The organism is Bradyrhizobium sp. BLXBL-03 (genome assembly GCF_051853015.1).
Classification (GTDB): domain Bacteria; phylum Pseudomonadota; class Alphaproteobacteria; order Rhizobiales; family Xanthobacteraceae; genus Bradyrhizobium; species Bradyrhizobium manausense.
This window is the reverse complement of record NZ_CP182470.1, coordinates 7,407,927-7,420,493: the sequence shown is the minus strand read 5'-3', so window position 1 is coordinate 7,420,493 and position 12,567 is coordinate 7,407,927. Positions and strand designations below refer to the sequence as shown.

Genomic DNA, 12,567 nt, shown 5'->3' with positions numbered 1-12,567 from the left:
AGGCTTGGCCTGAACTCGCGGCCTACCAGAGATCGCGGCTGCGAGCGTGCTTGGCGGGAGCCTGGGCAAGCAGCAGACCCTCTGACATGGCTCTCGCTGCGAGTTGTGCTCGCGAGACGCATTCCATCTTCGCGAGGATGTGCTCGATGTGGGTTGACACAGTGCGCGGCGAAATAAACAGCTGCTCCGCAATCTGCGGATTGGACGCGCCGGTCGCAACCAGTTGCAAGACCTGTATCTCTCTAAGTGAGAGATCGTATGGCCATGGAATCTTCTCCTCGGTCACCAGGACCATGTTGCGCTGGCACGGTATAATTGAAACGCGGTGGCATTGGCCAGCTTCATCGCTCCACAGGAAGCGCCGTGGCGTCCAGGACCGGAGCAACTTCAATAGCAATTGGCGCAACTCGCCTCCGTCGCCGAGATGGGGACCCGGCGCGCGTGCCAGCAAATTGAAGGCCGCGCCGCTCGAGGAAATGACGAGTGCAAAGGCAGTCGGAGCAACACCTTCGGCGATCAGCCGCGGTGTGCGGAGCCGATCGCATAACTCGGCCAGGATGGGGCGAAATCGCTGAGTGATCTCTCTGCGCTCATCGGTTGCGGCAGACGAAGCGGTCCAGTTCATATGGAAGGCGCCGACGTAGCGCCCATCTGGCAGCCGCAGGCACATGGTTGAGCCTTCGTGGAATCCTGACGGGATGAGATATTCGCGGGCCGTCAGAGTGTCGGGAAACCAAAGATCCCAGTCCTGCTCACAGTCCCTCCACCTTAGGGAGCGCGGATCATCTCGATGCGCGATGGCGAAGGCAGGATTGTCTTTCACGAAGTCATCGTTGATGTGCTGGAGCAGTTTGTCGTGGTAGCCATCACTTGCAAGCGTCTGATGAAGGTGGGTCTGAGACAGCGGATCCCAGGCGCTCAATGTGAAAGCGGAGCACTTGACCAAGTCACGAATGAGCCGCGTGACCTCCGCCGTCCTGTCGATCAGTTGCGCGCGAGGGTCGACCGATGCCGCGTCCCACGGGACAATCACCGAACTATCCAAGTGCGTGCTCACTGCTTCCCCTAGGACGTTGTTTTCCGAAAAGGAGCCAGCCGGTAGCGTGGTCTAATGGTGGTTTCTTTTTGTGCGGCTGTCGCGGCGCCCCAATGGCTTTGGGGGGTCTCAAAGCTGCTCATTTATTGCCAGTCTACGACAGATCAGAGGTGTTGGCACCGGCTAATTGGCGGCCGAGGCACACTGATCGTATCGCCCCGGCGCTCCACTACTGGCAACCAGAAGGGGCCCCGCGGCATTCGCAGTTACAACGAAGTTAGCGGCAGCCTCGTGAGCCGCTGCGGACACTGTGTTGACCGGTTAGCCCTGAAGTAATTCAGCCGCCGTCCGCAAAATCGGTCAAGTGACGTATTGAAGCCGAGCCTGGGGCGTCCGAAGCTTGGCAATCGCAGCGTTGGATTGGAGAATATCTGGGGAGGGTGCTTGGCGAGAAGGAGTCTTAAGCCAGCAACGTATCACACGCTGATTCAGCGCCGCAATGAAAGGATGATCGGCCAACAGCTGCGGTCAAACCAAGCGGAGACGACTATGCGCCAGTCCTCGGAATGTATCGTAAATCGCAGAGCCACGCGGTGCGCAGTCTGCAATGGCAGGTTTGGACTTGTCCGTTACTACTCATGGCGCACCGCCCTCTGCTCCAAGACGTGCGTCGATCGCTTCAGATCCCGCAGGGAGGCTGACGGCGACTGGCTAGGTAAACTTATCGCCGGAAGACCGATAAGGCGATCGATGGTTTAAGCAGAGTCCGCGTGATTTTTCGGCGTCATCGGGCAGTTTGATCCGCAGCGAGAGTGAGCTTTGGCAAGCCCCCGCCTGCAACGGCTGCGCCGAGGAAGAACATTTTTCGCAGCAGGCCAGTTGCATTAAGTAAAAATGACTTGCATAAAATGCAAGCCAGCGATACGATTTTTCATTCGGTGGCGCAGCCGGGTCCATTCGACCGAATCTCAAGAAGCGCAGGAGGAGGATGTTGAAATGACTTCAAAGCTGACCAGACGGACAGTGGCGGCGGGCCTTGGTGCAGGCCTCGCCATGCCGTGGATTGTGCGGTCACACGCGTTAAGCGGACGGCCTATCGTGATTGGAATTCCAGCCGCGCAGACGTCCGCGGCGGGCGTGGCTGATCACCTGGATTTTGTCCAGGGTACAACGCTCGCGGTGGAGGAGATCAATGCCGCCGGGGGCGTGCTTGGCCGTGAGCTGAAGATTTTCACGGTCGACATTGATGTTCTCTCGCCGGAAAGCAGCAAACAGGCGGTTGCGGCGTGCGTCGATGCCAAAGTCGATGCTATCTCCTTTGCATTTACGCTCGTGCCGGTGCCGGCGATGGACGCGTCCGTGAAATACAAGTGTCCCTGGATCCACGGCAGCGCACAGCGCGCGGGAAGCGAGGCCGTCAAGAACAATCCCGAAAAGTATAGCCACGTCTTTCAGACGCCTCCGTCAGAGGTTGACTATGGCTGGACCTATCCGATTTGGCTCGAACACGAAGAGAGAGGCGGCGTCTGGAAGCCAAAGAACCGAAAGGTGCACATTATCCAGGAGCAGGTCGCCTACTGCCAAACGATTTCCAAGGCGGCGCAAGAAGCCTTCAAGAAGCGCGGCAACTTCGAGGTGGCACGGATCACCGACATTCAGTTTCCGGTCCAGGACTGGGCGCCCGTCATTCGCGAGATGAAGGAAGTTGGCGCTGCGGCCATTATGGTCGACCATTGGGTCGCGGCTGAATATGCCGCCTTCTGCAAGCAGTTCGTCGCCGATCCCGTGCCGGATTCGCTGGTTTATCTCCAGTATGGCCCGTCGCAACCGGAGTTTCTGCAACTGGCCGGCAAATCTGCCAACGGCTTTGCCTGGTCGACGACTATGGGCCTCTATGCAGATGAGCAGGGCCGCGAGTTCGCGCGCAAGTACAAGAAGCGCTTCCCGGGGATCATGGGATTTGCCTATCCCAGCATCTCGTATGACCAGACCTGCTACCTGAAGAAAGCATGGGAGGCGGTCGGCGATCCCCGGAAGTTCAAGGAAGTCTGCGACTGGATCCGAGCCAACCCTCAGCGGGGGGTTAGCGGGTTCATGAATATGAACAACGCCTATCAGGAGAGCTTCCATTTCCCGAACAATGGCGGTGACACACTTCAGGTGTCGGAGATCGACAAGGGCGTGTCTCAGCTCTACTTCCAGGTTCAGAACGTGGAGCACAAGCTGATTTTCCCGAACGAAGTTGCTGAGTCGAAGCTTCAAAAAGCTCCGTGGTGGTCCTGATGTTGAAGAGCTCGCACGAGAACCGCTCGCGGGACCGCAATCCGGCTCAGCCGCTGTTCTCTTGCAGCGGTATCCATCTCGACCTCGGCGGACGGGAGATCCTTCGGGACATCAACGTTCACGTCGGCGTCGGGGAGGTGCTCGGCGTCATTGGCCCGAATGGTGCCGGCAAGACCAGTCTCTTCGAGGTGCTATCGGGACGAATGGCGCCGAAGAGCGGCATGGTGACCTTCAAGGGCGCGGATGTCACCTCGCTGCCGCTGCACAAGAGGGCAAGGCTCGGGATCGGCCGCACCTACCAGACGCCCGTCATTCCGGAAGAGTTGACGGTCGGCGAAACATTCAAGGCTGCGCGACAAGCATTTCCGCCATATTTGACAAAGTTCGACGCGGAGTACGGCGCGGAGCTCGTCAACTTGAAGGTCGATGAGGATGTGCCGACGGCGCAGCTCGAAACGCTCAATCGCCGAAAGCTTCTGCTTGCCTGCCTTTTGATGCGCAGGCCCTCGCTGCTGCTCATGGACGAGCCGGCAGCTGGTCTGATCAACTCCGAAGTAGAGGAGATCGATTTCCTTCTCCGCCTGCTCTCGAAGGAAATGAACATCGCGATCATCATCGTCGAACACCGAATCGAGCTTTTGGGGACGATTGCCGATCGCGTCATGGTGATGGACGCAGGCGAGGTGATCTCGGAGGGTTCCATGGCGAAGGTGCTCTCCGATCCAAGGGTCCACGCGGCCTATTTCGAAAACATAGACGAGGCAGCCTGACATGAACGTCATGCAGCAGGAATTCGGCCGGTCGGCGCATCCGCAAGTTCACCGACGTGAGGTGCTCAACGTATCCGGCCTGTCGGCCGGATACGGGCCGATGAGAGTCATTCATGACCTTGACCTCATCGTCAGCTCCGGAGAGCGGATCGGCATTGTGGGTCTCAATGGCCATGGGAAGTCGACGTTGTTCTACGCGATCGCCGGGCTGACAGGGTGGCAACGAGGGTCGATAAAGCTGAACGGCGTCGAGGTTGGCCGTACGCGCAGCCAGGGCCCGGGACGCTACACGCATCAGATCGTGCGCGCAGGCCTTGGCCTTATACCGCAGGGTGATGAGATCTTTCACGGACTGACCGTTGAAGAGCATCTTGATTCCGGCGCGTTCACGCCACGCTCCTGGCGCGAGCGAAAAGAACGCAAGGAACGTATCCTGCAGATATTTCCGCCTCTGAAGAAGCTGATGAGCATTCCGGTCGGCCGCCTATCGGGTGGCGAGCGCCGGATGGTGTCGATCGGCCGCGGTCTGATGGGAGAGGCATCGCTCTTCCTCGTCGATGAGCCCTCACTCGGGCTCGCGCCAAAAATCGGAAAAAGTGTGATCGACGCGCTGATGGCGCTCGATCTCGGTGGCGCGGCTATGGTGATCGCTGAGCAGAACGTGTCTCTCCTGGAGGGGCGCGTTGACCGGATCATCGGGATGCATGTGGGCAAGCTCAAAGGCGAAGCTTCAGCTGCGCTGATGCTGCACGACCACGGAGGGGCGTGAGCGATGGATATCTGGTTCGTTATCAGCAATACGATCGTACTGGCATGTATTTATGGCACGCTTGCCATCGGTGTATCGATCACCTGGTCAAGCCTTGGGCTATTAAACCTTGCTTACGGATTCATCTTTGCGTTCGCGGGTTATGGCGCCTGGCTATTTGCCCAGCACGTCTCGAGCTGGGGACCTGCCGTTCTTGCAAGCGGCGTTCTGTCGGGGGCTGTAGGTGGGCTCTTTGTGTGTGCCCTGGCCTTCATTCCCATCCATGACAAGCCGAACTTTACGATCCGGGGATTGATTGCGACGTTGGCAATCAACTTGATCGGGACGCAATCGCTGCTCTGGTGGTTTGGTCCGCGCTCGAAGAGCTTGCCCGAGATATTCGGGACCTGGAAATTCTCCCTTTCCGGAATGACGCTGACGGCCGACAAGGTCGGGAACGTCATCACGTCGATCCTCATGCTCCTGCTCGTGCTCAGATGGATGCGATCGAGCCGACGAGGTCTTGAGATCCGGGCGATGATGATGAATCCGCATGCGGCTTCGATCGTTGGCATCGGCGTGAGACGCACATCGTTCTATGTGATGGCTCTCACGGGTGCCTTGGCGGGCTTGGCTGCGGTCCTTCTATCCCAGACCTATTACATTTCGCCCTTTGGCGGCCTTACGGCGATGATCAAGGCCGTCAGTATCGCACTATGCGGCGGTCTTGGGAGCGTGCAGGGGGCGGTTATTGCAGCGGTGGTGCTTGGTCTAAATGAGGCGCTCACCACCGTCTCCATCGGCGGCCGCTACGTTCTGATCACGCAATTCCTTATGATCATTCTAATCCTGCTGGTGCGCCCGAGAGGGATTGCTGGAATTCTTGACCGGGCGAGGGAGGCTTAAAGCATGACCCAGGGCAGCCAAGCTCAGAGAACGTGGCGAAATCCGCTGTTCGTGTGGGATAGCGGGCAGGAAGTGGAACAGATTCCGACGGCCTCTTTCGTCAGCCATCAGGAGATCTGGGACGCAACGCGAACCTCGCGAACGAAGCTGTTTCCGGTCGGGCGGCTCCGCTACTACCACAAATGGGCAGGCCAAGGTGATGCGCTCTGGCAGCGTCACCGCTACTGGCCAACCCGCCGCCGGGTGCTGCGGATCCGCGGCGAGTATAACGAGAAGAGCCTTCGCCGGGAAAAGACGATCGTCGACAAGCGTCCCATCTGGTGGGTAATGGGGCTAATCGCCCTCGCGCTTGTTCCCCTGATCACGCCGGCCAGTCTCGAGAATACGCTGCTCACGGCGGGTGTTACGTTCGGGATCTACGCGGCCATCAACCTATGTTGGATGCTGGTCATCGGAACCGCGAGCATCTTCTCGCTGGCCACTTACGCGATCGTCGGGACAGCGGCGTTTGTTACGGCATATTCGTCGACCACGCTCGGGCTGCCATGGTGGGCGATGCCGCCGCTCGGAGCGCTCATTGGCCTCATCTTTGGAGGCATCATTGCGCTGCCGGCAACCAGGCTTGACGGATTCTACTATGCGCTGCTGACACTCGGTCTAAATGAGCTTTGCCGCGTCTATTTCGTTACGTCCAAGGAATTCGGTTCGGCCACCGGCGGGCTCTATGGCGCCGCCACCTACATACCCCAGGACTGGTCCTCCTCGGGACAGCTGCAGGTTGCTTATTATGCGTGCTTTGCGCTTATGTTGCTCGCGCTGCTCCTCTACCGCTTCATCAACGGGAGAAGATTGGGGCGCATCCTGCGCATGGCACCGGAGAAGCGAGAAGCGTTCGCGGAGGCCACCGGTGTCAACTACCGCCAGGCGCGGGTCCGGGTATTTTTGGTCTCGTCCGTTGCTTTGGGCTCCATCGGTGGCTTCTACTCCGCAAGCTATGGCGGTGTGGCCTTCTCCATCTTCAGTTTCGACACCGTGCTGCTCGGACTTGCGATGCTCGTGATCGGGGGCATCGGTCGGTCAGAAGGGGCGGTGGTCGGCACCCTCATCGTGGTCTTCTTCGATAAAGTCCTCATCACGCTCGGGCCAATGCGCCTGATTATCATCGGGCTGATCATGCTGTTCGTTGTGCTCTATCTTCGCAACGGTCTGTTCGGCATCAAACAGCAGTTCCGCACCTGGCGAAACAAGAAGAAGAGTGAACGCCGCTCCACCCGCGCGGAGAAAGGCGGCGAAATGCTGCCCGAGGAGGCAACCGAAGCCAGCAGTGTGGATGACGTCTACCGCCGCCGCTATGACAAGATGCAACGAGAATTCCTGAAGAAGCTCGTGACGGCTGAAGTGATCGATGAGCATAGACGCGCGCCGCAAGGACAGCACAGCGAGTCGTTGGAGCGGCTACTGATCCATTTCAGGAATCAGCTGCAGCCGGACAAATACGCAATCACCGCGCTGCAATTGACCGAAGGCTATCGCATTGTCGCGCTTTCAGGCCATCGGGGTGTTGCGCCTCGGGTCGTCGAGGACAAGATCTACAGGTCGCCCGCTGAAGCCTATCACGGTGTGTTTCTACGCCGAGTCCAGGATCTTCTCGAATCCTAAGCCGCATGCTGAGACGCGAAGCATAGATGTGAGTGGAGAGTCACTAGATGGCACAAGTTAAGCTCTTTGGCTATTCGGACAAGATTTCGGTCAAGCCGGGAGATGTCATCCAATTTCATGTCAACGCGGACGGGACTGATGTCGCCGAGGCGCAGCTGGTGCGCCTGATCCACGGCGACCAGCATCCGGCAGGTCCAGGATTTGTGGAAGAGGAGGTCGACTGTTCCGTCAACGGGGATTGGCGCGTCGAGAAACAGTACACGCAAGTAGGTTCGTTTCTCGAGGTCGCCGACCCAGAGCGCCGGCTGGCTATTGCGGGCAGCCTCACGGTATTTGCGTTCATCCATCCGCTATGGCCCCAAGTTGGCACGCGGCAGTGCCTGATCGGACGTTGGGACAACGACAAGAACCGTGGCTTTGGTCTTGGCATCAAGCAGAACGGGTTGTTGGAGTTTTGGGTAGGTCAGGGCGACGACGTCGACTATCTAGAGGCCGAGGTGCCGCTCAAGGCCAACATGTGGTACTTTGTGGCAGGAAGCCTGGATGCGAAAACCGGTCGCGCCACGCTTTATCAAGAGGGGGTGGTCAACCGCTATAACAGCGTTCTGGGCAAGGTCGCCCCTCTTGATCTCAGATCGCATGTCTCTGAAGTCTTCCGCTTCCATCCCAAGCATTTGGCGGACACGCCCTTCCTGATAGCGGGATCGCGGGACTGGCACGAGAAGCGGGGCCATTTCGTCTCTCAACTCTATTGCGGAAAAATCGATCGGCCCGGATTGTTTGATCGTGTGCTGGAACGCGGAGAGCTCGACCTCATCCGAAGCGGGCACGTTCCGCCATCCAAAGGCATGGTGGCTTATTGGGATACGACCCATGGGTACACCGACCAGGGCATCGGTGATGTCGTGACCGACGTCGGGCCGTTCAAGCTGCATGCCAAGGGTTATAATCGGCCCGTTCGCGCGCAGACCGGTTGGAACTGGAGCGGACGTAACGACTGCTTTCGACTGGCTCCGCATGAATACGGCGGCGTCGAATTCCACTCCGATGCCCTCATCGACTGCAACTGGAAGGTCACCAAAGCACTGAAGCTGCCCGATGAGCTACGCAGCGGCGCTTACGCCATGCGTTTGCGCGCAGGCCCGGGCACTGGCTTGGGAGAGGAATACATTCCCTTCTTTATTCGACCGAAAGTGCCGATTGGCCGCATCGCCTTCCTGGTGCCCACGGCAAGTTATCTGGCCTATGCCAACGAGCATTTGAGTTTCGATGCACCGATCGTTCAGGGCATGACGGGGATGACCCCGATCCTGACGGACATCGATGTTGAGATGTACAAGAACCCCGAGTTCGGACACGGCTGCTATGATTCATGGGCCGACGGCCAGGGGGTTTGTTATAGCTCCTATCGCCGTCCAGTGATCAACATGCGGCCGAAATACCGCATTTCCAGCATGGACATCACCTGGCAGTATCCTGCCGACCTCTCAGTGATCGCCTGGCTTGAACATCAAAACTACGATTACGACGTCTTGACCGATGAAGACCTCGATCTGGAGGGCGTTGCGGCCCTCAAGCCATATCGCTGCGTGATCAGCGGGACGCATCCGGAGTATTATTCCGAACGGATGATGAATGCGACCGAAGATTACATCGAAGACGGCGGCCGTTATATTTATCTCGGAGCCAACGGATACTACTGCAACGTGGCCATTCGTCAGGATGAGCCTTGGGTGCTCGAGTGCCGCAAGTTCGGAGACACTTGGAAGGCGTGGGAGGCACGTCCGGGCGAACACTACATGGCGACCACGGGGCAAAAAGGCGGTCCCTGGAAATGCCTGGGCCGGCCACCTCAGAAGATCATGGGCGTTGGCTTTGTGTCGGAGGGATTTGGCACGAGTGAGCCGTTCTTCCGTATGCCGGATAGTTATGATCCGACACTATCCTGGATTACCGAGGGAATCGAAGGCGAGATCATCGGCGATTTCGGCCTCGCCTATAATGGAGCCGCCGGCGTCGAACTGGACCGCTATGACCTCACGCTCGGCACGCCACCGAACGCTAAGGTGATTGCTTCATCCGGTGGGCACACCGACAACTACATTACGCACGTGCAGGTCCAACTCCATCAGCATCCGGGGATCACCGGGAGCTACGACTATCGCGTTCGTGGAGACATCACCTATTTCGCCACGCCTAATGATGGCGCGGTCTTATCCTGCAGCTCGATCGCCTTCGGCCAGGCGCTGCCCGTGAATGGCTTCGAAAACAATGTTTCTCGACTTCTGGCCAATGTCGTTAACGCCTTCGTCAAACCTGGGCCGCTGCCGGATGCAGCCCCCGCGGGAGTTGTGCCGAAGCCCGAACCCGTCGCTTCATAAGTTGCGGGATACTGACAGGGAGACAGATGATGCAGGACGCGGCGCAGGTTGAGAACAGGGACGAAGTCTTCAGGTGTGTATTCGAGGCAAAGCAGCGCGAGTTCCTGCGGACGCTCGTCACGAAAGAGGTGATCGAAGAACATCGTCACTCTCCCTTGGGACAGCACACCGAGCCTCTGGACCGGTTGCTCATCTATTTCAACCGCCGGCCATTGGCACAGCGGTACGCCATCGTGACTGTGCAGCCATTCAAGGCCTATCGGGTCGTGATCCATTCAGGACAACGAGGCGTGCCGCCGAAGGAAGTGGATGAGAAGATCTACACGTCTCACTCGCAGGCGCAGCACGCAGTCTTCCTCCGCAACGTGCAGGACTTGCTGGAGTCCTGACGTATGACTTTCGCGTTTTGCTGTTCCGCCGAACTGAAGCCGGAAAATTCTGGAGTACGTAAATGACCAAGCCTAAGCTCTTCGGCTATTCGGACAAGCTATCGGTCAAGCCGGGCGATCTTCTCCAGTTTTATGTCAATGGAGAAGGAACGGACCGAGCCGAGGCAAAGTTGGTGCGGCTGATTCACGGCGATCAACATCCTTCCGGGCCAGGGTTCATGGAGGAGGAGATCGATTGTCACGCAAATGGCACATGGCCGGTCGAAAGGCAGTACACACAGCTCGGGTCGTTCCTGGAAGTGGCGGACAGTTCGCGCCGCTTGGCCCTGGATGGTAGTTTGACGGCCTTTGCCTTCATCTGTCCGACGCGACCACAATCTGGATGCCACCAAACTCTGATCGGGCGCTGGGACAATAGTGAGAGCTGCGGGTTTTACCTCGGCATTTCCAAGAATGGCCGGCTTGAGTTCACGGTAGGACAGGGCGGCGAGGTTGATCGCCTCGAGGCTGACGTTCCGATGCAGGCCAACAGCTGGTACTTCGTCGCGGTGGCTTACGAGTCCAAGACAGGTCGAGCGAGCTTATTCCAGGAGGGCGTACTCAATCGCTACAATAGCCTCCTGAGCAGAGTGGCGCTTGTCAAGCACAGTGCCCATGTCTCCGCAATCTTTCGCTCGCGACAGAAGAATCTCCCAGCCACCCCGTTTTTGATCGCGGGCGCACGCGATTGGCAGGATGGCCGGGGGCAATTCGTCTCGCAACTCTATTGTGGCAAGATCGATCGACCTGGCCTGTTCGACCGGGCGCTCTCTCGCGAGGAATTGGAGCAAATCGGCTGTGGTCAAAAACCATCCTCTCAAGGATTGGTGGCTCATTGGGATACGGCGGCAGGTTATACCGATGCCGGGATCGGCGATGTGGTCACCGACACGGGGCCGTTCCGGTTGCATGCCGAGGGCCACAATCGACCTGTCCGGGGCCAGACGGGCTGGAATTGGAGCGGCCGCAATGACTGCTTCCGCCTGGCGCCAGAGGAATATGGCGGCATCGAATTCCATGCCGATGCGCTGACCGACTGCGACTGGAAAGTGACGAAGGCGGTCAGGCTTCCAGAGGCTTTGCGAAGTGGGCCCTACGCCATTCGTCTGCGCGCAGGCGAGGGGGCTGGCCTCGGCGAAGAGTATATCCCGTTCTTCGTCCGTCCCAAGAAACCGACCAGCCGAATAGCATTCCTCTTTCCGACAGCGAGTTACATCGCTTATGCCAACGACCGACAGAGTTTCGAGGCACCAATCACTCAGCCGATCACGGGCATGCCGGCGGTATTGTCTGACATCGATATTGAGCTCGGTACGCGCAACGACTTGGGTCTCTCCGCCTGCGATCACTGGGGCGACGGTCAGGGCGTCTGCTACAGCTCCTACCATCGTCCAATCGTCAATATGCGGCCGAAATACCGGTCCTCCAGCGCAAATGTTGCCTGGCAGTTTCCAGCTGATCTGTCGGTCATCGCCTGGCTCGAACACCAGGGCTACGAGTACGACGTGCTGACCGACGAGGATCTGGAACAGGAGGGCATGGGGGCGCTCGAGCCGTATACCTGCATCATCAGTGGCACTCATCCGGAGTATTATTCGGAACGGATGCTTGATGCGACGGAAGACTATATCGCTGCGGGTGGAAGGTACATCTACCTCGGCGGCAACGGTTTCCATTGGAGCGTGGCATTCCGCCCGGACGAGCCATGGGTTGTTGAGTGCCGCAAATTCGGGCCGGCATGGAAGACTTGGGATGCGCGTCCGGGTGAATATTACATGGCCAGCAATGGCCAAAAAGGGGGTGCGTGGCGTGCACAAGGACGGCCGGCGCAAAAGGTCGTGGGCGTCGGCTTCATCTCGGAAGGTTACGGGAAAAGTCAATTCTATCGGCGGATGCCTGACAGTTATCACCGCACCGTGTCCTGGCTGACCAAGGGCATTGAGGGGGAGATCATCGGAGACTTTGGTCTGGCCTATGGGGGTGCTGCCGGTGTCGCTCTTGATCGTTGCGATCCAAGCCTGGGCACGCCACCCCATGTCAAGCTTATCGCCTCCTCTGGCGGTCATACGGACAGCTATCTCGTCAACCCGGAGGTCATCCACTATGCCTTTGAAGGCCTATCGGGATCTTACGATTACCGGGTACGCGCTGATATGGCCTTCTTCACGGCTCCCAATCATGGTGCGGTCTTCTCAGCAGGCTCCGTTGCGTTTGGGCAGGCTCTGCCGGTCAATGGTTTCGATAACAACATATCCCGGCTTCTGGCGAACGTCGTTAATGCGTTCGTAAAGCCCGGTGCGCTGCCGGGATCGTGGTGGATCAGCGAGGAGAAGCAGTGGCGATAAAGGACTGTCGC

At 58.5% G+C, this 12,567-nt stretch carries 9 protein-coding genes; 8 read left to right on the top strand and 1 reads right to left on the bottom strand.

What is annotated here, in order from left to right; translation table 11 throughout:
- Positions 1-22 precede the first annotated feature (22 nt).
- Positions 23-1,045, bottom strand: a complete 1,023-nt coding sequence (locus tag ACNJX9_RS35260) for a response regulator transcription factor (RefSeq protein ID WP_439406670.1) — start codon at positions 1,043-1,045, stop codon at positions 23-25.
- A 987-nt stretch (positions 1,046-2,032) separates the two neighbouring features.
- Between ACNJX9_RS35260 and ACNJX9_RS35255 the strand changes: the two genes are divergently transcribed.
- The 8 genes from ACNJX9_RS35255 to ACNJX9_RS35220 all read left to right on the top strand — a co-directional run bounded on the left by ACNJX9_RS35255 (position 2,033) and on the right by ACNJX9_RS35220 (position 12,556).
- Entirely contained in the window at positions 2,033-3,319 is a 1,287-nt protein-coding gene (locus ACNJX9_RS35255; RefSeq protein WP_439406668.1) for an ABC transporter substrate-binding protein, read from the top strand.
- Positions 3,319-4,089 carry an ABC transporter ATP-binding protein gene (locus ACNJX9_RS35250; protein ID WP_439406666.1) on the top strand — a complete coding sequence of 257 codons (771 nt, stop codon included), beginning with the start codon at positions 3,319-3,321 and terminating at the stop codon, positions 4,087-4,089. The genes ACNJX9_RS35255 and ACNJX9_RS35250 overlap by 1 nt, the downstream gene beginning before the upstream one ends.
- A gap of 1 nt (position 4,090) precedes the next feature.
- Entirely contained in the window at positions 4,091-4,858 is a 768-nt protein-coding gene (locus ACNJX9_RS35245; RefSeq protein ID WP_439406665.1) for an ABC transporter ATP-binding protein, read from the top strand.
- Positions 4,859-4,861: 3 nt separating this feature from the next.
- Complete coding sequence (locus ACNJX9_RS35240; RefSeq protein WP_439406663.1) at positions 4,862-5,743, top strand: branched-chain amino acid ABC transporter permease; 882 nt, start codon at positions 4,862-4,864, stop codon at positions 5,741-5,743.
- 3 nt (positions 5,744-5,746) lie between these two features.
- Complete coding sequence (locus ACNJX9_RS35235) at positions 5,747-7,402, top strand: ABC transporter permease subunit (protein ID WP_439406661.1); 1,656 nt, start codon at positions 5,747-5,749, stop codon at positions 7,400-7,402.
- Positions 7,403-7,449: 47 nt separating this feature from the next.
- Complete coding sequence (locus ACNJX9_RS35230) at positions 7,450-9,783, top strand: N,N-dimethylformamidase beta subunit family domain-containing protein (protein ID WP_439406660.1); 2,334 nt, start codon at positions 7,450-7,452, stop codon at positions 9,781-9,783.
- Between the two features lie 26 nt (positions 9,784-9,809).
- Complete coding sequence (locus tag ACNJX9_RS35225) at positions 9,810-10,172, top strand: hypothetical protein (RefSeq protein ID WP_439406658.1); 363 nt, start codon at positions 9,810-9,812, stop codon at positions 10,170-10,172.
- A gap of 62 nt (positions 10,173-10,234) precedes the next feature.
- Positions 10,235-12,556, top strand: a complete 2,322-nt coding sequence (locus tag ACNJX9_RS35220; protein ID WP_439406657.1) for a N,N-dimethylformamidase beta subunit family domain-containing protein — start codon at positions 10,235-10,237, stop codon at positions 12,554-12,556.
- Positions 12,557-12,567: the final 11 nt, after the last annotated feature.

Bases quoted from the DNA above. Each gene is read 5' to 3' on its own strand.
- ACNJX9_RS35255 (WP_439406668.1), top strand. From the start codon at position 2,033: ATGACTTCAAAGCTGACCAGACGGACAGTGGCGGCGGGCCTTGGTGCA.
- ACNJX9_RS35250 (WP_439406666.1), top strand. From the start codon at position 3,319: ATGTTGAAGAGCTCGCACGAGAACCGCTCGCGGGACCGCAATCCGGCT.
- ACNJX9_RS35245 (WP_439406665.1), top strand. From the start codon at position 4,091: ATGAACGTCATGCAGCAGGAATTCGGCCGGTCGGCGCATCCGCAAGTT.
- ACNJX9_RS35240 (WP_439406663.1), top strand. From the start codon at position 4,862: ATGGATATCTGGTTCGTTATCAGCAATACGATCGTACTGGCATGTATT.
- ACNJX9_RS35235 (WP_439406661.1), top strand. From the start codon at position 5,747: ATGACCCAGGGCAGCCAAGCTCAGAGAACGTGGCGAAATCCGCTGTTC.
- ACNJX9_RS35230 (WP_439406660.1), top strand. From the start codon at position 7,450: ATGGCACAAGTTAAGCTCTTTGGCTATTCGGACAAGATTTCGGTCAAG.
- ACNJX9_RS35225 (WP_439406658.1), top strand. From the start codon at position 9,810: ATGATGCAGGACGCGGCGCAGGTTGAGAACAGGGACGAAGTCTTCAGG.
- ACNJX9_RS35220 (WP_439406657.1), top strand. From the start codon at position 10,235: ATGACCAAGCCTAAGCTCTTCGGCTATTCGGACAAGCTATCGGTCAAG.